19 protein-coding genes are annotated in these 23,711 nt (G+C 74.2%); 15 read left to right on the top strand and 4 right to left on the bottom strand.

Going from position 1 to position 23,711, the window contains the following annotated elements; translation table 11 throughout:
- The first annotated feature begins 303 nt into the window (after positions 1-303).
- Both AW274_RS01340 and AW274_RS01335 read left to right on the top strand, forming a co-directional pair.
- A complete protein-coding gene (locus tag AW274_RS01340; protein WP_062428495.1) occupies positions 304-3,117 on the top strand; it encodes a carbohydrate-binding protein in 2,814 nt (937 codons plus the stop codon).
- 80 nt (positions 3,118-3,197) lie between these two features.
- Positions 3,198-5,000 (top strand): ThuA domain-containing protein, encoded by a 1,803-nt coding sequence (locus AW274_RS01335; RefSeq protein WP_198168975.1) that lies wholly within the window; start codon positions 3,198-3,200, stop codon positions 4,998-5,000.
- Between the two features lie 73 nt (positions 5,001-5,073).
- On the opposite strand, the gene AW274_RS42525 is transcribed toward AW274_RS01335, so the two are convergent.
- Positions 5,074-6,213 carry a cysteine--tRNA ligase gene (locus AW274_RS42525; RefSeq protein WP_062428493.1) on the bottom strand — a complete coding sequence of 380 codons (1,140 nt, stop codon included), beginning with the start codon at positions 6,211-6,213 and terminating at the stop codon, positions 5,074-5,076.
- A 122-nt stretch (positions 6,214-6,335) separates the two neighbouring features.
- Here AW274_RS42525 and AW274_RS01325 point away from each other — a divergent pair, with 122 nt between their 5' ends.
- Positions 6,336-6,821 carry a hypothetical protein gene (locus AW274_RS01325; RefSeq protein WP_062428490.1) on the top strand — a complete coding sequence of 162 codons (486 nt, stop codon included), beginning with the start codon at positions 6,336-6,338 and terminating at the stop codon, positions 6,819-6,821.
- On the opposite strand, the gene AW274_RS01320 is transcribed toward AW274_RS01325, so the two are convergent.
- Both AW274_RS01320 and AW274_RS01315 read right to left on the bottom strand, forming a co-directional pair.
- Positions 6,793-7,950 (bottom strand): MFS transporter, encoded by a 1,158-nt coding sequence (locus AW274_RS01320; RefSeq protein WP_232319929.1) that lies wholly within the window; start codon positions 7,948-7,950, stop codon positions 6,793-6,795. The genes AW274_RS01325 and AW274_RS01320 overlap by 29 nt on opposite strands.
- On the bottom strand, positions 7,947-8,411 hold the full coding sequence (locus tag AW274_RS01315) for a GNAT family N-acetyltransferase (protein ID WP_062428487.1): 465 nt from the start codon (positions 8,409-8,411) through the stop codon (positions 7,947-7,949). The genes AW274_RS01320 and AW274_RS01315 overlap by 4 nt, the downstream gene beginning before the upstream one ends.
- Before the next feature lie 26 nt (positions 8,412-8,437).
- Here AW274_RS01315 and AW274_RS01310 point away from each other — a divergent pair, with 26 nt between their 5' ends.
- From AW274_RS01310 to AW274_RS01300, 3 genes are all read left to right on the top strand, one after another.
- Positions 8,438-8,959 carry a CGNR zinc finger domain-containing protein gene (locus tag AW274_RS01310; RefSeq protein WP_062428485.1) on the top strand — a complete coding sequence of 174 codons (522 nt, stop codon included), beginning with the start codon at positions 8,438-8,440 and terminating at the stop codon, positions 8,957-8,959.
- A gap of 86 nt (positions 8,960-9,045) precedes the next feature.
- Complete coding sequence (locus AW274_RS01305; protein ID WP_062428483.1) at positions 9,046-10,059, top strand: permease; 1,014 nt, start codon at positions 9,046-9,048, stop codon at positions 10,057-10,059.
- Positions 10,056-10,778, top strand: coding sequence for a TIGR03943 family putative permease subunit (locus AW274_RS01300; protein ID WP_062428481.1), 723 nt, complete (start codon positions 10,056-10,058; stop codon positions 10,776-10,778). Before AW274_RS01305 ends, AW274_RS01300 begins: the two co-directional genes overlap by 4 nt.
- On the opposite strand, the gene AW274_RS01295 is transcribed toward AW274_RS01300, so the two are convergent.
- Positions 10,741-12,018, bottom strand: a complete 1,278-nt coding sequence (locus tag AW274_RS01295; RefSeq protein ID WP_198168974.1) for an MFS transporter — start codon at positions 12,016-12,018, stop codon at positions 10,741-10,743. The genes AW274_RS01300 and AW274_RS01295 overlap by 38 nt on opposite strands.
- Before the next feature lie 114 nt (positions 12,019-12,132).
- Between AW274_RS01295 and AW274_RS01290 the strand changes: the two genes are divergently transcribed.
- The 9 genes from AW274_RS01290 to AW274_RS01250 all read left to right on the top strand — a co-directional run bounded on the left by AW274_RS01290 (position 12,133) and on the right by AW274_RS01250 (position 23,711).
- Positions 12,133-13,875 carry an ABC transporter ATP-binding protein/permease gene (locus AW274_RS01290; RefSeq protein WP_062428477.1) on the top strand — a complete coding sequence of 581 codons (1,743 nt, stop codon included), beginning with the start codon at positions 12,133-12,135 and terminating at the stop codon, positions 13,873-13,875.
- Positions 13,872-15,695, top strand: a complete 1,824-nt coding sequence (locus AW274_RS01285; protein ID WP_083973763.1) for an ABC transporter ATP-binding protein — start codon at positions 13,872-13,874, stop codon at positions 15,693-15,695. The genes AW274_RS01290 and AW274_RS01285 overlap by 4 nt, the downstream gene beginning before the upstream one ends.
- A gap of 176 nt (positions 15,696-15,871) precedes the next feature.
- Positions 15,872-16,603, top strand: coding sequence for a hypothetical protein (locus AW274_RS01280; protein ID WP_062428476.1), 732 nt, complete (start codon positions 15,872-15,874; stop codon positions 16,601-16,603).
- 2 nt (positions 16,604-16,605) lie between these two features.
- The gene (locus tag AW274_RS01275) at positions 16,606-17,919 is read left to right on the top strand and encodes a CocE/NonD family hydrolase (protein ID WP_062430076.1); all 1,314 of its coding nucleotides are present in this window, start codon (positions 16,606-16,608) and stop codon (positions 17,917-17,919) included.
- Positions 17,916-19,295, top strand: coding sequence for a YcaO-like family protein (locus AW274_RS01270; protein ID WP_062428474.1), 1,380 nt, complete (start codon positions 17,916-17,918; stop codon positions 19,293-19,295). Before AW274_RS01275 ends, AW274_RS01270 begins: the two co-directional genes overlap by 4 nt.
- An 8-nt stretch (positions 19,296-19,303) precedes the next feature.
- On the top strand, positions 19,304-20,479 hold the full coding sequence (locus AW274_RS01265) for a YcaO-like family protein (protein ID WP_062428472.1): 1,176 nt from the start codon (positions 19,304-19,306) through the stop codon (positions 20,477-20,479).
- Positions 20,472-21,722 (top strand): YcaO-like family protein, encoded by a 1,251-nt coding sequence (locus AW274_RS01260; protein WP_062428470.1) that lies wholly within the window; start codon positions 20,472-20,474, stop codon positions 21,720-21,722. Before AW274_RS01265 ends, AW274_RS01260 begins: the two co-directional genes overlap by 8 nt.
- The gene (locus tag AW274_RS01255; protein WP_062428468.1) at positions 21,715-22,779 is read left to right on the top strand and encodes a TfuA-like protein; all 1,065 of its coding nucleotides are present in this window, start codon (positions 21,715-21,717) and stop codon (positions 22,777-22,779) included. Before AW274_RS01260 ends, AW274_RS01255 begins: the two co-directional genes overlap by 8 nt.
- A complete protein-coding gene (locus AW274_RS01250) occupies positions 22,764-23,711 on the top strand; it encodes an ABC transporter substrate-binding protein (protein WP_062428466.1) in 948 nt (315 codons plus the stop codon). The genes AW274_RS01255 and AW274_RS01250 overlap by 16 nt, the downstream gene beginning before the upstream one ends.

Here is a 23,711-nt window from a genome sequence, read left to right as displayed (position 1 = left end):
GAGCGGGCTCATCTGGGCGCCGGATGTGAATGATTCATTCAGATTTCCGGCCTCGATTCCGGCGACCGAAGCGATCTTCGCAGCTCATCGACGATGGACCCCCTGCAGGGGTGGGTGGAAGGGGAGGCGGTTCATGAAATAAGCGGGCTTAAGACCTTGACGATCAGGGGTGACCTGACCGTAATAGGTAGCGATGCTCCCGAGGCGGCACACCTCCGGGCAACGAGAAGCATGACCCTCCCGGCAACAGCGTGGCGGCGCGCGCCTTGCCCTGACTTCTCCCATGTCAGGAAGGAACACCGCATGTCCCGACGTCCGTGGCTCAGGATGCTGACCACATTGGCGCTCGTCGCGCCGGCCGTCGTCGCGCTCTCCGCATCACCGGCGAACGCGCTGACCATCTCGGCCTCCGACTACCAGCAGATCTCACTCGCCTCGGGCGGGAACGAGCTGGGCGAGGCGATGTCACTGGCCGTGATGCCGAACCGCTCGGTCATCCACACCTCCCGCGACGGCACGGTCCGCGTGACCGACGCCAGCGGCAACACCAAGGTGGCCGCCCGGCTCAACGTCTACACCCACGACGAAGAGGGCCTCCAGGGGGTGGCGGTCGACCCGAACTTCGCCACCAACCGCTACGTCTGGCTCTACTACTCGCCGCGGCTGAGCACCGGCACCGGGGACGCCCCCGCGACCGGCAACCAGTCGCAGTTCGACGCGTGGAAGGGTGAACTGTACCTGTCCAGGTTCACCCTGAACTCGGACGACACCCTCAACACCTCCAGCGAGAAGATCGTCCTGCGGGTCGCCAACGACCGCGGCCAGTGTTGCCACGTGGGCGGCGACATCGACTTCGACGCCCAGGGCAACCTCTACCTGACCACGGGCGACGACACCAACCCGTTCGAGTCGAGCGGCTACTCCCCCCTGGACGAGCGCACCAACCGCAACCCGCAGTACGACGCCCAGCGCACCTCCGCCAACAGCAACGACCTGCGCGGCAAGCTCCTGCGCATCACCCCGCAGGCCGACGGGTCGTACACGATCCCCAGCGGCAACATGTTCGCGCCGGGGACGGCGAACACCCGTCCGGAGATCTACGCGATGGGCTTCCGCAACCCGTTCCGGATGAGCGTCGACAAGGCGACCGGCGTCGTCTACCTCGGCGACTACGGGCCGGACTCCGGGTCGTCCAACTCCAGCCGCGGCCCCAGCGGCCAGGTGGAGTTCAACCGGGTCACCGGTCCGGGCTTCTTCGGCTGGCCGTACTGCACGGGAAGCAACTCCACCAACGAGACGTACAACGAGTGGAACTTCTCCACCAACAGCACCGGCAACAAGTACAACTGCTCCGGCGGCGCGACCAACAACTCCTTCCGCAACACCGGCATCCAGACCCTGCCCGCGGCCAAGCCCGCGTGGATCCGGTACGCCGGTGACTCCGGCTCGCCCTCGGAGTTCGGCTCCGGCTCCGAGTCGCCCATGGGCGGCCCGGTCTACCGGTACGACGCCAACCTGAACTCCTCGGTCAAGTTCCCCTCGACCCTCAACGGCCGCTTCTTCGCCGGCGAGTACGGCCGCCGCTGGATCAAGGCCATCGAGGTCACCTCCTCCGGCGGCTACGGCGAGATCTCCTCGTTCCCCTGGTCGGGCACGCAGGTGATGGACATGGCCTTCGGCCCCGACGGCGCGCTGTACGTGCTCGACTACGGCACCGGCAACAACAACCAGGCCCTCTACCGAATCGAGTACATCGGCCAGGCCAACCGCAACCCGATCGCGCGGGCCTCCTCCGACAAGACCTCCGGCGCGGCCCCGCTGACGGTGCAGTTCTCCTCCTCGGGCAGCTCCGACCCCGAGGGCGGCTCGTTGTCGTACTCGTGGAACTTCGGCGACGGCACCTCCTCCACCTCGGCCAACCCGAGCAAGACCTACTCCGCCAACGGCGCCTACACCGCCACGCTCACGGTCCGCGACCCACAAGGCCTGACCGGGAGCGCGAGCGTCAGCGTGACCGTGGGCAACACCGCCCCGGTGGTCACGCTCGGCAACCCCGGCAACGGCCAGCTGTTCGCCTTCGGCGACACGGTCCCGTTCCAGGTCAGCGTGAGCGACCCGGAGGACGGCACCATCGACTGCTCCAAGGTGTCGGTGACCTACTTCCTGGGCCATGACAGCCACGCCCACCAGATCACCTCGCAGACCGGCTGCAGCGGCTCCATCACGGTGCCGGTCGACGGCGAGCACGACTCGGCGGCGAACATCTTCGGCATCTTCACCGCCTCCTACACCGACAACGGCGGCCTGACCTCCACCAGCAGCCGCACCCTCCAGCCGAAGCGCCGCCAGGCCGAGCACTTCGGCGCCATGCAGGGCGTCCAGACGACCGACAAGACCACCGCCGAGGGCGGCAAGACGGTCGGCTTCATCGAGGACGGCGACTGGATCTCCTTCACGCCCTACAACCTGAGCAACGCCACGAGCTTCACCGCGCGGGTGTCCTCGGCGGGTTCGGGCGGCCGGATCGAGGTCCGGGCGGGCTCGGCCACCGGCACCCTGCTGGGCACGGCGACCGTCGCCGCGACCGGCGGCTGGGAGACCTTCGCCAACGTCACGGCGAACCTCAGCGGCGCGCCGTCCGGAGCCACGACGCTGTACCTCGTCTTCCGCGGCACCGCCGGGGGCTACCTGTTCGACCTCGACGCCTACACCTTCACCACCGGCACCTCGTCGAGCACCACGAGCGCGTTCCGCGGGACCGCCTCGAACCGGTGCCTCGACGTGAACGGCGCGTCGACGACCAACGGCGCGCTGGCCCAGATCTGGGACTGCAACGGCCAGACCAACCAGCAGTGGACCAGCACGAGCGCGACCGAGCTCCGGGTGTACGGCAACAAGTGCCTCGACGTCAACGGCGCCGGCACGGCCGACGGCACCGCGGTGCTCATCTGGGACTGCAACGGCCAGAACAACCAGAAGTGGCGGCTGAACTCCGACGGCACCATCACCGCCGTCGGGGCGAACAAGTGCCTGGAGGTCAACGGCACCGCCAACGGCACCAAGGCGCGCATCTGGACCTGCAACGGCGGTTCCAACCAGAAGTGGACCCGGGTCTAAGGTCCTCCGCCCCACCACAACACCAATGATGTGACGCCCGGCGCGGCCGCGCCGGGCGTCACGACGGAAGGACACTCCCAATGCTGCGACATCTGACCTCTGCCGCACACGGGCGCGTGGGCGGCGACCGGAGGCCATCGGCGCTGCGGCGCCTGGCGCTGACCGCGATGGCCGTTACCACCGCCGCCGCCGCGACCCTGGTCCCGGCCGTTCCCGCCAACGCCGCCGCCTTCAAGATTCTCGTCTTCTCCAAGACGGCCGGTTTCCGGCACGACTCGATCGCGGTCGGCACCCAGGCCATCCGCGACATCGGCGCGGCCAACGACTTCACGGTCGACTCCACCGAGGACTCCAGCGCCTTCAACGCCGGCAACCTCTCCCAGTACAAGGCGGTGGTGTTCCTCAGCACGACCGGCGACGTGCTGAACGACACCCAGCAGTCGGCCTTCCAGACCTGGGTGGACGGCGGCGGCGGTTACGTCGGCGTCCACGCGGCCGCCGACACCGAGTACAACTGGTCCTACTACGGCCAGCTCGTGGGCGCCTGGTTCAACAGCCACCCCGCGATCCAGCAGGCCACCGTCCGCAACGAGGACCGGGCCCACGCGGCCACCGCCCACCTGGGCGCGACCTGGTCGCGCACCGACGAGTGGTACAGCTACCGCAGCAACCCCCGCCCGAACGTGAAGGTTCTCCAGAACCTGGACGAGAGCACCTACAGCGGCGGCGGCATGGGCGACCACCCGATCACCTGGTGCCACCCGCAGTCGAACGGCCGCGCGTTCTACACCGGCCTCGGCCACACGCAGGAGTCGTACTCCGACTCCAACTTCCGCACCCTGCTGCTCGGTGGCATCAAGTACGCGGCCAAGGCCGCCAACGCCGACTGCCGCCCCGAGACCGGCTACACCTCGCTGTACAACGGCTCGACGACGGGCTGGCAGCAGGTCGGTCCCGGCTCGTTCTCCAACAGCGGGGGCACGCTGACCTCCTCCGGCGGCATGGGCATGTTGTGGTACAGCACCAAGCAGTTCGGCTCCTACTCGCTCAAGCTCGACTGGAAGCTGACCGGCGACTCCAACTCCGGCGTCATCGTGGGCTTCCCCACCCCGAGCAGCGCCCAGGGGGCGCTCGACACCGGGCACGAGGTGCAGATCGACGCCACCGACAGCGCCGACAAGACGACGGGCGCGATCTACGGCTTCAAGGCGGCCGACATCACCGCCCGCGACGCCGCCCTGAACCCGCCGGGCAGCTGGAACACCTACGAGCTGCTCGTAGAGGGTGAGCGGCTCCAGGTCTTCCTGAACGGCACCAAGATCAACGACTTCACCAACACCGTTTCCAGCCGCTCGCTCACGCAGGGGTACATCGGCATCCAGCAGCACGGTTCCCCCGACGTGGTGCAGTACCGCAACATCCGCATCAAGGAACTGACGACCGTCTCGCCCTCCCCGTCCCCGTCGGCCTCGCCGTCCCCGTCGCCCTCGACCGGCACCACCAGCGCCCTGCGCGGCGTGGCGTCGAACCGGTGCCTGGACATCAGCGGTGCCTCGCAGAACAACGGCGCGATCGTGCAGATTTGGGACTGCAACGGCCAGAACAACCAGCGCTGGACCTCCACCAGCGCGAACGAGCTGCGGGTCTACGGCAACAAGTGCCTGGACGTGAGCGGCAACAGCACCGCCAACGGAGCCACGGTCAGCATCTGGGACTGCAACGGCCAGAACAACCAGAAGTGGCGCCTGAACTCCGACGGCACCATCACCGCCATCGGCGCGAACAAGTGCCTGGACATCGTGGGCTCCGGCACCGCGAACGGCTCCCGGCTGCAGATCTACACCTGCCACGGCGGCAACAACCAGAAGTGGACCCGGGTCTGATCCCGGCCTGACGTAGTACCCGCGTGGAGCCGGTCGCCCGTGGCGGCCGGCTCCACCGGCGTTCCCGCCCGGCTCAGAAGGCCCAGCGGGGGCCCTCGCCGGTGTCGTGGACGCTCACCCCGGCCGCCGCGAGCGCCCGCCGGAGCTCGTCGGCCGCCGCGTAGCCGCCCTTCGCGCGCAGTTCCGAACGGAGCGCGACCACGGCCGCGACGACGCGCTCGGCGCGGCCCGCCGACGCGCCGAGCCGGGCGATCATCAGCCGGAGGGCGTCGCGCGCCTGGTCGACGCCGCCCTCGTCGGCCTCGGTGTCGGCCGCCCACGTGACGATCTCCGCCTCCAGGTCGAGCACCGCCGAGGCGGCGGCCGGGCCGTCGTACGCCGACAGCGCCGCCTCGAACCGGCCCGCGCAGGCGGCCATGAGCTCCGCGAGGGTGACCTGGGCCCCGGCGGGAGCAGGAGCGCGGGTGGCGGGGCCGCCGCCGCGGGTGAGGCCGGGCAGGTCGGTGACGGTCCCGGCGGGGAACCGCGTCTGCGCGCCGTGGCGGCGGACGGTCAGCGCGCCCCGGCCGGACACGGTGACCCGGCCGTCGTCGAGGTCGACGGTGACGGCGGTGTGCTCGTCGACGCCCAGGATCGCGACGTCGCCGGGGAGTTCGGCCTCCATCGCGGTCAGGCGGCGCTCGCCCAGGTAGCAGTAGCGCGTGTCGTGGGTGCCGCCCTCGGCGTTGTCGTAGTGGGGGATCACCACGACCCGCAGCCCGAGGGGGCCGAGCAGGTCGAGGCCCTCCCGCCAGTGGGGGTCGGCGCCGACCTTGTAGATCTCGTACACGGGGACGGCGGCGACCCCGGCGGTGCAGGCGGCGGCCGAGGCGAGCACGGTGACGCCGCGCCGGGCGGCCACACGGGCGCGCAGGTCGGCCCCGATCGGCCCCGCCGACCAGCGGTCGAGGGCGTAGGTGGGGCTGCCGGGGCCGGAGAAGACCCAGTCGGCCCCGGCGACGTCGTCGCCGGCGATCACGTCGAGGCCGACGCTGCGGGCGAAGTAGGCGCGGGCGCGGGCGGTGATGTCGGCGGCGTTCTCCTGGAAGGCGTAGGGGGTGTCCAGCAGCACGGCCCGCGGATGCCGGCCTAGCGTGCGGGCGGCGGACCGGTGGACCTCGACCATCGTGGGGCTGGTCTCGCCCGACCCCATCAGCACGAGCAGTCCCGGCATGGGCGGTCCGCCTCTCGTTGGTTCCCTTCCGCAATTGCACCCATATCGCCGCCCGCGGATCAAGCACCATGTTGCGATCAGTACGCTGCTGCATACAGGTCGCAACAAGTGGAGGGCTACACGTGGACGACCATGGGCTGGTTCCGCTGTCGGTCGAGATCCTCGTGCTCCGGGCCGACGAGGGCGGCTGGCGCTACCGCCGCCTGGTGACCGCGCTGCGCGACGGCGAGACGCCCGACGAGGCGGTCCGCCGCCACGTGGGGGTGGCGGCCGACGACCAGACCACCGTGGTCCACTCCACCAGCTGGCGCTACCAGCCGCAGGGCCGGCTGGTGCTCACCTACGCCGTCTGCCCCGATCCCGACCCGCGCCGGCCCGCCGAGGAGCTGACCGAGTTCCGGCTCGCCCGGGGCGCTGCTCCCGCCCGTCCCGCGCCCGACGACCTGCGGGTCGGCGACGTGGCGGCCCACGCGCTGCGCCACCTGGCCCACCTGCTGCGCAGCGACCCGGTGGTGGCGGAGGCGTTCGGGGCGACGCCCGACGTCGTCCGGGGACTGCGGCGGTTGCCCTCGGAGCTGGTCATGGCCGGGCCGTCCGCGTCAGCGTGACGGCGGCCAGCACGGCGAGCAGCAGCCAGGCGGCGGAGAAGCCGCCGGTCAGATCGGTGAGGAGGCCCAGGGCGGCCGGGGCCGCGACGACGGCGACCTGGTTGACGGCCATGGCCAGCCCGAGGGCGAAGCCGGTGTGGCCGGGCGGGGCCGACTCGGCGGCGTAGGCGACCCAGGGCCCGTACCAGCCGATCCCGAAGAACCCCAGCCAGACGAACAGCGCCGAGGCCGCGACGGGGGAGCGGCCGAGCGGGGTCGCCAGCGCGGCCAGGCCGACCACGACGGCGGCCAGGCACACCAGCACACAGGCGTAGCGCCCCGATCGGTGCCGGTCGCTCCACGCCGCCAGCACGACGCGGCCCGCCGCCCCGGCGCACTGCACCGCCACGTAGACGAGCGCCGCCGACGCCGGGTCCATCGACGCCACCCCGTGCAGGTGCAGCACCGTCAGGACGCCCAGCCCGCTGTGCACCGACACCATGGCCGTGCCCGACAACACGATCTTCCGCATGTACGGCTCCCGCAGCAGCTCCGGCCGCATCCGGGCCGGGGCCCGCACGGCGGCCCGTCCCGGCGCGGGCCGGCAGAAGACCGTGAACGCGACCGCCCCCAGCAGCGCCGCGACCGCCCCGGCGGCCAGCGTCGACCGCCAGCCGTGCGCCGCCGCGAGCGCGGGCAGCGCGGCCGCGGCCAGCACCCCGCCGAGCGGCAGCCCCGCCTGCCGCACCCCCATCGCCAGGCCGCGCTCGGCGGGGCCGAACCACGACGCCACCGACGTGCTGCCGCCCGGCTGGACGGTGCTGTAGCCCGCTCCGACGACCAGCAGCACGACGAGCAGCGAGAGGTAGCCGGGGGCCGCGCTCCCGGCGGCCAGCGCGGCGGCGACCAGGAGCACGCCGCCGCCGACGACCCGGCGTTCGTCGTACCGGTCGATGAGCCGGCCCGCCACCACCAGCCCGGCCAGGGGGAGAAGGTAGGCCGCCGACAGCAGCAGGCCGAGCCGGGCCGTGCCGATGCCGAGGTCCCGCTGCAGGTACACGCCCATCGCGCCGATCCCCTGGACGAAGAACGCGGCCGCCGCCTGGGTGAAGGTCGCGGCCCCCAGGACGACCCAGCGGTAACGCGTCACGGCTTCCAGCACAGCAGGGGGTCGGGGTGGCCGGCGAAGCCGAGCGAACGGTAGAGCGGTTCGGCCTCCCGCGAGGCCGTCAGGTCGACCCGCACGGCGTCGCGGTCGCGGAACCAGCCGAGCAGGCCGAGCATGACCGCCCGGCCGTGCCCGCGCCGCCGGTGGGCCGGGTCGGTGACCATGCCGATGACGTGGCCGATCCGCCCGTTGCGGGAGTGGGGGCCGGGGAACCACTGCTCGATCGTGCCGATGCCGCAGGCGGCCAGGCCCTCGGGGGCGTCCACGACCAGGATGCGGCAGTCGGGCTCGGCCAGCTTGCGGCCGAAGACCTGCGCCAGGGTGGCGCGCCAGTCGGCGGCGGGGTCGGCGGGGTTGAAGAAGTCGCCGCCGAGGTCGTCGAAGAGCAGCGCCCTCAGCCGGACCAGTTCGGGGATGTCATGTTCTGTTGCGCCTCGCACCATGACGTCCAGGCTGCTGTAATGAGCTTGTGCACCTCAACCCTTACGGCGCGGATGTGGTGAACTTCGCCGCCGGCCTGGCCAACGACCCGCCCGCCACCCCCGAGGACCTCGCCGGCCGCTGCCGCGCGGCCGGGCTGGTGCTGGAACTGCCGGTCGACGCCGCCGACCTCGACCGCACCCGCGCCCTCATCGGCGAGTGGACGCGCGTCGTCGACGCCCCGGGCGAGCGCGAGAAGGCCGCCCTGCTCAACGACCTGCTGGCCCGCTCGGCCGCCTACCCCCGCCTCACCGACCACGCCCACGGCTGGCACCTGCACTACCGCGACGACCGGCAGCCGCTCGGCGCGGTGTTGTTCGCGCTGATCGCGGTGGGCACGGCGATGCACCTGGTCAACCGGGGCATGGACCGGCTCGGCCGGTGCGCCGTCGAGGGCTGCGACCGGATCTTCGCCGACACCTCGCGCACCGCGCGCCAGCGCTACTGCTCCCAGCCGTGCGCCAACCGCGACGCGGTCCGCCGCCACCGCGCCCGGCAGATTCCGGTCTAGGCGGATTGCCTCTTCTGTCCCTACAATCAGCGCCGACACACATGGTTATCATCACCACTTTCACTCAACCGTGGGAGAGACGGCGCATGTCTGAACGGGTCGAGACCCAGGCTGCCGAGGAGGTGCCGCCGCCCGAATGGGGACGGCGGCAGCCGCTGGGGGCCGTCAGCCCGTGGATCTTCGTCGTGGTCGTCGGGCTGCTGCTGCTCGGGCGGCTGGTGTTCGCGCCCTACCTGACCGCCCCGGCGCTCCAGGCGTGGGCGACGATCTTCGTGGCCATCTGCGTGCAGGCGCTGCCCTTCCTGGCCTTCGGGGTGCTGCTGTCGGCCGCGATCACCGCCTTTGTGCCCGCCTCGTTCTGGACCCGGGCGCTGCCGAAGCGCCCGTTCCTGGCGGTGCCGGTCGCGGGGGCGGCCGGGGCGGTGCTGCCCGGCTGCGAGTGCGCGTCGGTGCCGGTCGCCTCTGGGCTGATGTCGCGCGGGGTGACCCCCGCCGCCGCGCTGTCGTTCCTGCTGGCCTCACCGGCGATCAACCCGATCGTGATCGTCGCCACCGTGGTGGCCTTCCCGGGAGAGCCGATGATGGCGGTCGCGCGGTTCGCGGCCTCGCTCCTGGTCGCGGTCGTGGCGGGCTGGGTGTGGTTGCGCTTCGGCCGCAGCGACTGGTTGCGCATCCCCTCGCGGCCGGTCGGGCACGGGCCGAAGTGGCGCTCGTTCGTCGAGGCGATGCGCCACGACTTCCTGCACGCCGGCGGCTTCCTCGTCGTCGGCGGCGCGACCGCGGCGACGATGAACGTGGTGGTGCCCCGCGCGTGGCTGGAGTCGGTCGCGGGTGTCCCGGTGGTGTCGGTGCTGGTCCTGGCGCTGCTGGCGGTGATCCTGTCGATCTGCTCGGAGGCCGACGCGTTCGTGGCCGCCTCGCTGACCGCCTTCTCGCCGACGGCCAAGCTCGCGTTCCTGGTGGTCGGGCCGATGGTCGACCTGAAGCTCATCGCCCTGCAGACCGGGACCTTCGGACGGCGGTTCGCCGCCCGCTTCATCCCGCTGACGTTCGTTCTCGCGGTGGCCGTCAGCCTGGCGGCCGGGGAGGTCCTGCTGTGAACCGGCTGACCCAGAGCATGATCCTCGTCCTGCTCGGCGGCGCGGTGCTGCGCATCACCACCGTGTCGACCACCTATCTGAACTACGTGAAGCCCGGCTTCCGGCCCTTCCTGATCGCGGCGGGCGTGGTGGTGCTGGCGCTGGGCGTGATCGGGCTGGTCCAGGAGTGGCGCGGCGCGTCCCACGACCACGACGACCACGACGACCACGATCACCCGCACACGCCGGGAGTCGCCTGGTTGCTGACGCTGCCCGTGTTCGCCATCTTCCTGATCGCCCCGCCCGCGCTCGGCGCGTTCTCGGCGAAGTCGGAGGAGCCGCAGGCGCGGCCGGTGGCCGCCGCCGAGACCTACGACGCGCTCGCGGCCGGGCAGGTCAACGAGATGACCATCGCCGAGTTCACCGGCCGGGCCTGGGGCGAGGGGGCCGGCTCGCTGGCCGGTCAGCAGGTGCGGCTGACGGGGTTCGCCGTGCCGTCGGCGAAGAAGAAGGACCGGTGGTATCTGGCCCGCATCCAGATCGCCTGCTGCGCGGCCGACGGCGTCGCGTTGAAGGTGGCGGTGCTCGACGCCGAGATGCCGCCGGAGAACACCTGGGTGGAGGTGGTCGGGACGTGGAAGCGGCCGCCCTCCGGGAGACTCGAACCCGGGACCATCGCCCCCGAACTGACCGCCGTCTCGCTCACCCCGATTCCGCAGCCGGTCGAGCCGTACGAGTGACCCCCAGCAGGCCCGCCCGCAGCGCCACCAGCCAGACCGCGCCAGGCAATGCCATGCACGCGCCGAGGACCGGCAGCAGCGCCGCCGGTCCCAGCGCGTCGAGCAGGGCCCCCGACACGACGGCCGAGACGCCCAGCGCGGCCGTCGCCGTCGCGCTCCACAACGAGACCACCCGGCCGCGCAGCTCGTTGGGGGAGTGGCCGAGCAGGATCGCCATCGACACCGGCCCGTAGACGACGTCCGCGCACGCGGCGAGCGCCCAGACCACGAGCGCCCCCACCGCGCCCGACGGCAGCCCCAGCACGGCGGTGCACAGGCCCTCCCCGATGCACGACCACCCGAGGACGACCAGCCGCCGGTCTTCCGGCAGCCGCTTCAGCCGGGGCGCGGCGGCCAGCAGCACGACCGCCCCGGCGAGCCCCTGCGCCGCGTAGAACCAGCCCGTGCCGCCGTCGCCCAGGTCGTGGACCTCGACGGCGAGCGCGGTCATGGCCGTGATCGAGCCGCCCAGGCCCAGGCAGAACACCGCCTCCAGGAGCAGCAGGGCCGAGACGAGCCGGCTGCGCCGGACCGCGCGCAGGCCCTCGCGGAAGGCCCGCAGGCCGCGCGCCGCCCCCGGCCGGGTGTCGCCGCGCCGGTCGCCGCGCCGGACCTTGGCGGTGAAGTGGAACGACACCAGGAACGACACCGCGTTGACCACGAACGCCCACCGCCAGCCGACCAGCGTGACGGCGGCGGCCCCGGCCAGCCCGCCGACCGCCTGGAACAGCAGGCCGTTGACCTGGACCGCCGCGGCGTAGAGCACGGTCTCCTCCGGCCGCACGAGTGAGGGCATCCAGGCGTTGCGCGCGGCCTGGAAGACGAAGCCCACGGCGGCCGAGGCGAAGGTCAGCGGGTAGGCGAGCCAGATCGTGCCGGGGCTGTCGGCCAGCAGGAACACCAGCGCCAGCACCGCGAGCACGGCGTCGCCGGTCAGCATGACCGTTCTGCGGTCGAGCCGGTCGGCCAGCACGCCGCCCCAGGTCCCGAACAACACGCCGGGCAGGTAGCGCACGGCCAGGGAGGCGCCCGCCGCGAGGGCCGCGCCGGTGTGCGCGTACAACATGGCGAACACGGCGACGGCGGTGAACCAGCCCCCGCAGACGCTGACCAGGTTGCCCAGCCACAACAGCCGGAAGTCCCGGTTGCCGGCCAGCAACGAGCCCAGGCCGGTGGCGCTCCGCTCCTCGATCTCGGTCACGCGAGGACCGTACCGTGCAAAGAAAATGAAAACCATCCCCAAATTCTTGTTGACAATGAAAATCATTCTCGCCTAGCGTCTCTCCCGGCTCACCCGTCGGAAAGGAGGCGAAACGTGCTCGTACAGCGGCGACTGCTGGGTCTGGCACGGGGCGCCCTCCGCTCGATGGCCGCGACCGCCCTGCTCTCGTTGCTCGCGTCGGCGGCGGGCGCGGGGCAGGCGGTCGCGCTCGTCGAGGCGATCCGGCGCGCCCTCGTCTCCGGCGCGCCCGATCCGGCCCGCGTGGGCGGGCCGCTGGTGCTGACGGGGCTGCTCGTCGTGCTGCGCGGCCTGCTGTTATGGGGCCGCGACCAGGCGGCGAACCGGACGGCGTCGCTGGTCCAGGCCCGGCTGCGGCTGCGGCTGGCCGAGCGGCTGCTCGACCTCGGGCCCGGTCACACCGTCACCCGGCCGGCCGGGACGCTGCGGACCACGATCGCCGACGGCGTGGAGGCGATCCGCGCCTACGTGGGCTTCTACCTGCCGCAGGTGGTCGTGAGCGTGGGCGGTCCGCTGATCGTCGTGGCCGTGCTGACCTGGCAGGATCCGGTGGCGGGCGCGATCGCCGGGACCTGCGTGGTGCTGGTGCCCGCGTCCCGGCCGTTCTGGCGGCGGATCATGGGGGCGCGGGCCCGGCGGCACTGGACGGCGTACGAGGACTTCGCCGCCCGGGTCCTCGACGCCCTGCAGGGCATGACGACCCTGAAGGCGCTCGGCGCGACCGGCGTCTACGGCCACCGCCTGCGGCGCGACGCCCTCGCGCTCTACCGCGCGACCATGGGCGACCTGGCCGCCTCCAGCGCCGTCTACGTGATCAGCGCCTTCCTCCTGACGGCCGGCACCACCCTGTCGGTGGTGGTCGCCGCGATCCGCCACTCCACCGGTCAGCTCGACGCGGCCGGCCTGCTGCTGGTCGCCTGGTTGACCGCCGAGGCGTTCCGCCCGGTGCTGGAACTGCAGAACTACTGGCACGAGGGCTTCCACGGCCTGGCCGCCGGCCGCGGCGTCGTCGCCCTGCTGGACGCCGACGCGCCCGCCCCCGCGCCGGTCACGCCCGTCACGAGGACGCGCCCGGCCCGGCCGCCCGGCCTGGCCCTGCACGCGGTCACCTTCGCCTACCCTGGCGCGGCCCGCCCCGCGCTGCGCGGCCTCACCCTGACGATCGAACCGGGCGCCACCCTGGCCGTCACCGGCCGGTCGGGGTCGGGCAAGTCCACCCTGGTCGCCCTGCTCCAGCGGCACTTCGACCCGCAGAGCGGCCGGATCCTGGCCGACGGCGTCGACCTGCGCGACCTCGATCGCGGCGAGGTCCGCGCGATGACCGCCGTCGTCGCGCAGGACACCTATCTCTTCCACGGCACGATCGCCGACAACCTCCGCCTGGCCCGCCCCGACGCCGGCCCGGCCGCGCTCCGGGACGCCGCCCGCCGCGCCCGCATCCTCGACGTCGTCGAGGCATGGCCCGACGGCTTCGACACGGTCGTCGGCGAACGCGGGGAGCGCCTGTCGGGCGGCGAACGCCAGCGCGTCGCCATCGCGCGGGCCCTGCTGAAGGACGCGCCGGTGCTCATCCTCGACGAGGCCACCTCGGCCGTCGACGGCGCGACCGAGGCGGCGCTGTGCGACGCGCTCGGCGAACTGCGGGCCGGCCGCACCACGATCATGATCGCGCACCGCCTGTCGAGCCTGGTCGACGCCGACACGGTGGCCGTCCTCGACGACGGCGAACTGGTGGAGCACGGCCGCCCCGCCGACCTCGCCGCCCGCGCCGGACTCTGGTCCGGCCTGGTGGCGGCCCAGCACGGAGGCACGCCATGACCGCGCCGTCGCACGCCGTCGCGGCCTGGGAGCACGGCCGCCCCGCCGCGCTCCGGGGCGGCGGCGCCGACGGGCTGCTCCAGGTGCTGGCCGGGCACCTGCGCCCGTTCGGGGTCTCGGTGCTGTTCGCGGTCGTCAACCAGGCCGCCGGGATGGCGGCGACCGTGGTCGCGGCCGCCGCCGTCGGCCGGGCGCTGGCCGGCTCGGCCGATCTGTGGCCGATGTTCTGGTGGGCCCTCGGTCTCACGGCGGCCCGCGCGCTCGCCAACTGGATCGAGTCGTGGATCTCCCACGAGTTGTCCTTCCGCGTGCTGGCCCAGGTGCGGCAGTGGCTCTACCTGGCCTTCGCCCGGATCGCCCCCGGCGGGCTGATCCGCAGGCGCGGCGGCGACCTGGTCGTCCGGGCGCTCCAGGACAGCGAGAGCCTGGAGATCTTCTACGCGCACACCTCGATCTACCTCGCGGCGGCCGTCGTGGTCGCCCCGGCCGCCGTCGCCGCGACGGCGGTGATCGGCGGCGGCTGGGCGGCGCTCGCGCTGACGCCGTGGCTGGCGGCCGCGCTCGCCCTGCCCCTGGCGCTGCGGCGCAGCGGGGCGCGGCACGGCGCCGATCTCACCGACGCGCTCACCGCGCTGAACGTCGAGGTCACCGACCTGGTGCAGGGACTGCGGGAGATCCTCTCGTTCGGCCGGGGCGACGACTGGCTCGACCGGATGCGGGCGGCCGACCGGCGGCTCGCGGCGGCGCGGCGACGGCAGGCCCGCCGCGCCGGGCTGGAGACCGCTGCGGGCGGCCTCGCGATCGGCGGCGCGACCCTGACCGTCCTGGTCACCGGGCTGCACACCGGCCTGGCCACGCCCGCGCTGCTGGCCTCGGTCGCGCTCGCCGGCGCCGCGTTCACCCCGATCACGATGCTGCTCCAGGTCACCCGGGTGTGGGGCGTCACCTCCTCCTCCGCCGACCGCGTCTTCGACCTGCTGGAGGAGCCGGCCGCCGTCGCCGACACCGGCACCGCCGCCCTCCCCGGGGCGGCCGGGCCTCCCTCGGTCGAGTTCGACGAGGTGGTGTTCGGCTACGACGAGACGCGCCCGGTGCTGCGCGGCGTCTCGCTGACCGTCCCGGCCGGGGCCACGCTCGCCCTGGCGGGCGCGACCGGCGCGGGCAAGACGACCCTGGCCCATCTGCTGCTCCGGCACTTCGACCCGGCGTCCGGCGCGGTCCGCGTCGGCGGCACCGACCTGCGCGACCTGCCCGTCGGCGACCTGCCCGAGCTCGTCTGCCACGTGCCGCAGGAGGCGTTCCTCTTCCACGACACCCTGCGCGCCAACCTGGAACTGGCCCGGCCCGGGGCGAGCGCCGAGGATCTGGCCCGCGCCTGCGCCGACGCCCGCGTCACCCCCTTCCTCGACCGGCTGCCCGGCGGCCTCGACACCGTGGTCGGGGAGCGCGGGGCCGCCCTGTCGGGCGGGGAACGGCAGCGGGTCGCCATCGCGCGGGCGCTGCTGCGCGACCGCCCGGTCCTGGTCCTGGACGAGTCGTCCAGCCAGCTCGACGCCCTCTCGGAACACGAGATGCAGACCGCGCTCGACCGGGTCAGGGCCGGGCGCACCACCCTGGTCATCGCCCACCGGCTCACCACGCTCCGGCACGCCGACCTGGTCGCCGTGCTCGACCACGGTCGCATCGCCGACGTCGGCGCCCACGCCGACCTCATGGCGCGCTGCGCGCCCTACCGACGTCTCGTCCAGGCGCAGGCGGACGCCGCCGAGCTCCTGGACGGGCGACCCGTCCCGACGACGACGCGAGGAGGTGATTCGTGATGAAGGTGACGAAGCTGAAGGTCGCTCAGGTCCGGGCGAGCGTGCACTCAAACAACCACTCGACCGTGACCCGGTCGAGCGTGGCCTGGCGCTAGCCGGCCCAGCCACGGGCGGGGACGCGCGCGTATCGCGTCCCCGCCCGTGGTCCCCGCAGCCTAGAGCAGGAAGGAAACCCAATGGAGCTCGCCGGTGGGGTGTCGTTCGTCCCGACGCCGGACGGCTGGCTGGTGCACACCCCGGAAGAGGACTTCCTCGCCGTGTCCGCCCCCGAAGGCGACCGCCCCGAGCGCCCGCCGCTCGACGACCCCGGCCTGACGGAGGTCTTCGCCGAGGAGGGCGTGCTGACGCCGGTCCCGGTGCGCCGTCCGGGCGCGGTCGCGCTGACCGGCGACGGCCCGCTGTTCGACGCGCTCGCCCACCTGCTCGGCGGCGCCGGTCTGCTCGCCGCAGGCGACGACGACGAGGTCGCGGTACGAATCGCGGTCGCGCCGTGGCCGCGCGACGCCCTGTTCCGGCGGCTCGACGTCGAGGCCAGGGCGGGCGGCGCCGCGCTGCACGTGGGCTTCGCCGAAGGGCGGCGCTGGTACGCCGGCCCCTTCTGGACCGGCCCCGGCACCGCCTCCTACGAGGATCTGCGGTTACGCCGCCTGGCCGCCTCGCCGTGGCCGGACGAACTGGCCGCCCACTGGGCGTGGCTCGACTCCGGCGGCGCGCCCGAGCCCGACCGGGCCCACCCGGCCGGGGCGCACGTCGCCGCCGCGCTGATCGTCGCCGACGTGTGGGCCCACCTCCACGGCCGGGACGCGCCGGGAACGGGCGTCCAGGCGGGCTTCGACCCGGCGACCGGGCTGCTCGCCCGGCATCCCGTGCTGCCGGTGCCCGGCGGGCTCATGACGGAGCGGCCGTGATCATGATCGACGTCCCGGCCGGCGGGCTCGTGGCCGACGTCTTCCTGCCCGACCGGCTGCCCGCGCCGACCGTCGTGGTCCGCACCCCCTACGGCACGGCCGGACTGTGGCCCGAGGCCGACGCGCTGACCCGCGCGGGCCTGGCCGTGGTCCTCCAAGACCTGCGCGGCCGCTACCGCTCGCCCGGCGACTTCGAGGCCGGCGCGGACGAGCTGGCCGACGGCCACGCCGCCCTCGACTGGACGACCGCGCAACCCTGGTCCGACGGCGTCACCTATCTCTACGGCACCGCTTATGAGGCGTACGCCGCGTGGTGCGCCGTCGGCCACCCGTCGGTGCGGGGCGTGGTCAGCCGCCAGCCCTGGCCCGACGCCGCCCTGGCGGTCGACGAGGAGTTGTGGTGGCGTACCGAGATCGGCGGCGGCCGTCGGCTCCGCCCCGGCCTCTACGACCTGGCGCTGACCCGGCCGGTCTGGCCGGTGCCGCTGGGCGACTGGCCGCCCGCGCCGGGCTGCTGGAAACCGCAGGCCCGCAGGGCGGTGTCGCGCATCCGCGCGGCCGGTGTGCCGACCCTGCACCTGGGCAGCTGGTACTGCGGCTCGGCCGCCACCACCCTGCGCCAGGCGGCCCTGGCCCGGCGGGCGACCGTGGTGATGGGCGGGTGGGCGTCGCCGCTGACGCACCGGCTCCAGGCGGAGTGCGCGATCGACATCCCGGCCGGCCCCGACCCCGCCGAGCTGGCGCTCTCGTGGCTCGCGGCGGTCGCGGCCGGCGCCGACCCGGAGCTCGGGCACCGCTGCCTGGTGCTCGGGAGCAACCGGTGGGAAACGAAGGACCCCCGGCCGGTCGCCCGCCCGGCGCTGCGCACCCTGCCGCTGACCGGCCCGGCGCGCGCGTCGATCGACCACGACCCGGCCGACCCCCATCCGTCGCTGCCCCACTCGGCCGACCTGTCGGCCGTCGGGCCGCGCGCCGACGTCGTCCGCCTGAGCGTCGCCGACGGGGTCGGCTGGCACGGCGCGGCGCGGGTGCGCTGCCGCGTGGAGACCGGACGGCCCGCCGAACTGGTCGCCACGCTCGTCCACGAGACCCCGGCGGGCGTGCGCACCCGGCTGAGCGACGGCGCCGAGCCGATCACCCCCGGACGCGGAACGGCGGAGCTCCGCTGCGCGCCCGTCGCCGTCGACCTCCCGGCGGGCCACACCCTGCACCTGGAGCTCACCGTCGGGCGGCACCCCCGCCACCCCGCGCCGGAGACGCCGGTCGTCGTGACGGTCGCCGACGTCGAACTGCTGGTCCCGGGAGGTCCTCGATGAGCCTGCCGCCGCCTGACCCGCGTACCGGGCTGATCACCCGCCTCGACCCGGTGCCGCCCGAGCCCTGGTGGCCGCAGGGGCTGGACGTGTGCACCGCCTCGGTCGCCGGGATCTCCGGCTTCCTGCCCTGGCCCGCCGACCGGGTCGCGACCGGCACCGCCTTCCACGACCCCGGCCGGGCCCGCGCGAGCGCGGCGGGCGAGGCGATCGAACGGTACTGCGGCAACTTCGTCCCGGCCGGGCTCCGGCGGGCGACGTACACGGAACTGAGCGCGGCCGGGGAGAACGCCCTGGACCCGGCGACCCTCGCGTTGTACTCGGCGAATCAGTACGCCGAGCCCGGCTGCCCGTTCGTCCCGTTCACCGCCGACCTGCCGGTGCTCTGGATCCGCGGTTCCACCCTCGACGGGCCGCCGGTGTGGGTGCCCGCCTCCCTCGTCTTCGTCAACTACCTCGTGCCGCCGCGCGCGGCCGAGCCCGCCACCAACTACGCCATGCTCGCCGGGCTCGCGGCCGGTCCCGACCTGCGCTTCGCGCTGACCTCGGGGCTGGAGGAGGTCATCGAGCGGGACGCCACCGTCATCTGGTGGGCCAACCGGCTGCCGGCCTCCCCTGTGGACGTCGCCGACGCCCGGCTGGCCCACCTGCTGCGCCCCGACGCCGGCCTCGGCCCCGGCTGGGGACGGGCGGCGGGGGACCTGCGCTATCGCGTGGTGAGCATCCCGACGACGTTCGACGTCGCGGTGATCGGCGTCCTGCTGCACGACCCGGCCCTCGGCATCCGCACGTTCGGCGTCGCCGCCCGGCCCGATCCGGCGCACGCGGTGGCGAAGGCGATGGCCGAGGCGGTGACCCTGCGCATCTACTCCCTGGGCCTGCTGGACGCCGACGGCACGATCTACCAGGCCGTCGAGGACGGCGTGCTCAGCCCGGACATGCTCAAGCCGCACCGGCCCGACCGCGCCTACGCCGCCTCCTACCGGAGCGACTTCCGCGATGTGGTGGATCTGGCCTGCCACAGCCAGATCTGGCTCGACCCGGCGATGGCCGCCGAACTCGGCCCCATCACCGGCCCGGCCGAGCCGGTCCGCCTCGGCGACCTGCCGACGATCACCGGCGACGTCCGCCGCGCCTACCTCGACCGGATCGCGGCGCTCGGGCTGCGCGCCCACGCCGTCGACCTCACCACCCCCGACGTGGCCGCGACGGGCGCCCGCGTGGTCCGGGTGATCGTGCCCGGCGCCTACTCCAACCCGCCCGCCGCCTTCCCCTTCCTCGGCGGCGACCGGCTCTACGCCGATCCGGTCCGCCTCGGGCTGCGCGCCGCCCCGCTCGCGGAGGCCGACGTCAACCTCGTCCCGCTCCCGCACACCTGAGAGATCCGATGGACGCCCTGCTCGACCCCCGCACCGGCCCGGTCACCCGGCTGGAGACCGGGCGCAGCCACGCCGTGCTGCACACCGCGACCGCCGAACTGGCCGCCACCGGCCGGTTCGCCCACCCCCTCGGCAACCCCCTCACCGGAGGCGCGTCCTTCGGCGACCCGGCCCGCGCCCGGCTCCGGGCGCTGGGCGAGGCCGCCGAACGGTACGCCGGCCACCTGGTCCCCGCCGACCTGAGACGCGCGACCTGGCACGACCTCGACGCCGCCGTCGACCCCGACCGGCTCGCCCTCTACTCCCCGGAGCAGCACGCCCGGCCCGGCTTCCCGTTCGCCGGCCTGCGCCGCGACGACGTGCTCTCGTGGACGCCCGGCCGGACCGGCGACGGAAAGCGGGTGTGGGTGCCCGCGTCGCTGGTCTGGTTGCCGGCCGGCGAGCACAGCCTGGTGCGGGGCCGCCCGGCGCACCTGCCGATCGCGGCGGGCATCGCCGCCGGGCCCACCCTGGAGGCGGCCCGCGCCTCGGCGCTCGCGGAGGTCCTGGAACGGCACGCCCTCGCCACCGCCTGGCACGGGGGAGCGGCCTTCCCCTTGGCCGACGGGCCGCCGCTGCCCGCCCCGGCCGGGGCGGAGCTCACCTGGCGGTCGGTGCCGAACAGGCCGGGCGCGCCGGTGGTGCTCTGCGCGGCGGTCACGCCCGACGGCCTGGTCGGCGTCGGCTGCGCGACCGGCTCGGCCCGGTCGGCGGCCGCCGAGGCGCTGCGGTCCCTCGACGCCCTCGCCGAGGTCGCCGCCGGGGTGCCGGAGTGGGAACGCCCGGCCGGTCCGCTGCGACCGCACCGGGCCGACCGCCGGTATCTCGACTCCTACGCCCCCGACCTCGGCGACGCCACCGATGTGCTCTGCACGTTGCAGCTGCTCGCCGACGCGCGGGTCGCCTCGGCCGTCCGGGACCGCCTCGCCGGCGGTGTGCCTTCTGGTACGCCGTCCGCCGCCCCCGATCTCGACGTGATCACCGTCGACCTCACCCCGCCCGACCTGGCCGAGGTGGGAGTGCGGGTGGCCCGGGTCGTGGTGCCGGGGCTGCGCTCCACCGGTCCGGCCGCCTACCCCTTCCTGGGCGCGGGCCTCGACCCGCTGCCCGGCCGCGTCGAGAGGCTGCCGGTGCCCCATGTCTGACCCCTGGAACCTCGACCGCCCCGGCCGCAAGCTGACCACGACCGGCACCCACCGCGCCGCCACCCTCGACGACACCTGGCGGCGGCTCGGCCCCGCGCTGGCCGCCTGCGGGGTGACCCGCGTCGCCGACGTGACCGGTCTCGACCTCATCGGCATCCCGGTCGCCACCGCGTACCGGCCCAACGCCCGCAGCCTGTCGGTCAGCCAGGGCAAGGGCGTCAGCCGCGCGGCGAGCCGGGTGTCGGCGGCCATGGAGGCCGTCGAGCACGCCCACGCCGAGGTCGTCGACCGCCCGCTGCGGCTGGCCCGGCCCGCCGAACTGGGCCCGGCGGCGCTTGACCCGCGCCTCCTGCCGCGCACCGCCGACGGGGTGCTCGACGACGTCACCCCGCTGTTGTGGATCGACGGCGCCGACGTGCGCACGGGCGAACCGCGCGCGGTGCCGTACGAGGCGGTGAGCCTCGACTTCACCCTGCCGCCCGCGCTGACCGGGCACGGGCTCTCGCGTGACAGCAACGGGCTGGCCGGGGGCAACAGCACGCTGGAGGCGCTCGTCCACGCGCTGTGCGAACTGATCGAACGCGACGCGGCGGCCCTGTGGGACCTGCGCGACGGCCCGGCCCAGGCCGGGGCCCGGATCGACGCCGCCACGCTGACCGACCCCGAGACGGCGCGGCTGCTCGACCGCTACGACCGGGCGGGCGTCGAGGCGGCGCTGTTCGACCTCACCTCCGACCTCGGCGTGCCGGTGGTGCTGTGCCACGTCGTGGCCGCCGAACCCGACCCGTTCCGGCCGCTGCCCGCCGCCACCGGGCTGGGCTGTCACCCCCACCCGGCCGTCGCGGTGCAGCGGGCGCTGACGGAGGCGGCGCAGTCGCGGCTGATCACCATCTCGGGCGCGCGCGACGACGTCACCCGGGAGCGCTACGCGCAGACCACCGACACCGGCGGGGTCGAGGAGTTCCGCGACGCGCTGCGCGCCACCCTCCCGCACGCCCGGCCGTTCACGGTGGCCGGGGCCGACCACGACCTGCTCGGCGACGACCTCGACTGGCTGCTCGACCGGCTGGCGGCGGCCGGACTCGACCAGGTGACCGCGGTCGACCTGACCCGCCCGTCGCTGGGCGTGCCGGTGGTCAAGGCGCTGGTCCCCGGCCTGGAGGGGGCCGGCGCGCTCACCGGCGAACCGACCCTGCCCGGCCCTCGCGCGCTCGCCGCCGGATGGGCGGGCGCCAATGCCTGAGATCGCCGTCTTCGCCGGTCCGACGATCCCGGCCGGCCGGATCGTCGACGCCCTGCCCGGCCGCGACGTCGCGGTGCTGCCCCCCGCCGGTCAGGGCGACGTGGCCGCCGTCGTCGCGGCCGGCCGCCCGCGTGTCATCGCTCTCATCGACGGGGTGTACGAACGGGTGCCCGCCGTCTGGCACAAGGAGATCCTCTGGGCGATGTCCGAAGGCGTCGCCGTGGCCGGGGCGGCCAGCATGGGCGCCCTGCGCGCCGCCGAGCTCGCCCCCTTCGGCATGACCGGCGTCGGCGAGGTCTACCGGGCGATCGTCGCTGGGGAACTCACCGACGACGACGAGGTCGCGGTCGCCCACCTCGACGCCGGGCACGCTTATCGCCCGGTCAACGAGGCGATGGTCAGCATCCGGGCCACGCTGCGCGCCGCCGTACGGGAAGGCGTGCTGCCCGCAGAGGAGGCGGCGGAACTGGCCGCGACGGCGAAGGCGCTGCACTATCCCGACCGGCGCTGGCCCGAACTGCTGGCGGGCCGCGACAGCCCGCTGCGCGCGTGGTTGCCCACCGGGCGGCGCGACGTCAAGCTCGCCGACGCCCTCGCGCTGCTCGACCTGCTGGCCCGCGACGGCGTCCGGCCCGCCGAGCGCTCCTGGCACTTCGAGCAGACCTCCCAGTGGCGCGCCGTGCGCCCCGCGGGCCGCGCCGTGCTGCCCGCCTCGGTCGTGGACGCCGTCCTCGACGGCCTGCGCGCCGAAGGCCGCTACGACGAGCTCGAACGCGCCGCCACGTTGCGCCTGGTCGCCGCCGCCACCGGCGCCCGCCCCCACGGGGCCGCCCTCGACGAGTGGATCGCCCTGGTCACCGACCGCGTCCCGGCCGCCGACCTGGCCGACCTCGGCCCGGCCGGGCTGGCCGCGTTCGCCGCCGACCAGGCGTGCCTGGTGGCCGCCGCCACCGAGGTCGCCGGCGACGTGCCCGCCGCGATCCTCGACACCCTGCGCGTCCGCGGCGAGTACGCCGCACGTGTCGTCCCCAAGGAGAACCGATGCACAAGCCCCTGACGGCCCTGGCCGCTCTCGCCCTGTTGACCGCCTGCGCGGCCCCCGCCCCCACGGCGGCCCCGGCCCCGGCGGCGGCCCCCGCGCCGGTCGAGGTGAGCAACTGCGGCGCCGTCTACACCTACGCCGAGCCGCCGCGCCGGATCGTCACCTCCAGCACCGTCGCCACCGAGGTCGTGCTGGCCCTGGGCCTGAAGGACCGGCTGGCCGGCACCGTCGCGGCCACCGACATCATGAGCGAGTACGCCGCGGACCTGACCGGCGTGAAGGTGATCTCCGAATCGGCCTTCCCGCCCCCGTCCAAGGAGGTCGTCTACGCCGCCGCCCCCGACCTGGTCGTCAGCGGCTACCCCGACGACTACGGCCCCAAGGCGCTCGGCGACCGGGCCGTACTGCAGAAGGAGGGCGTCAACAGCCACCTGCTCTCGGCGAGCTGCCCCGGCGGCACCGCCGCCGTCGAGCAGACCTACGACGACCTCCGCGCCCTCGGCCGGATCTTCGGCGTGCCGGACCGGGCCGAGCAGCTCGTCGCCACCCTCAAGGCGGAGGTCGACGCCGTCACCCCCGTCACCCCCGCGCTGCGCGTCTTCGACTACGCCGGAGGCAAGGACAAGCCGCTGACCAGCGGCGCCACCACTCTGGTGTACGACCTGGCCCGCCGGGCCGGCGGGCAGAACATCTTCCCCGAGACCACGGAGTTCGGCCAGGTCTCCTGGGAGGAACTGGTCAAGCGCGACCCCCAGGTGATCATCGTCGAGGACCAGGTCTTCGAGCCCGCCGACGAGTCCATCGAGTGGATGCGCTCCTACGCCCCGATCAAGGACGTGACGGCCGTGAAGGAGAACCGGTTCGTCGTCGTCCCCGTCAACGACCTCCAGCCCGGCCTGCGCAGCGGCCGCGCGCTGAAGGCCCTCGCCGAGGGCTTCGCCCGTTGA

The sequence above is a fragment of the Herbidospora daliensis genome, assembly GCF_001570585.1.
GTDB classification, from domain to species: domain Bacteria; phylum Actinomycetota; class Actinomycetes; order Streptosporangiales; family Streptosporangiaceae; genus Herbidospora; species Herbidospora daliensis.
The sequence above is the reverse complement of the archived record's forward strand: the minus strand, read 5'-3'. Positions and strand labels throughout refer to the sequence as shown.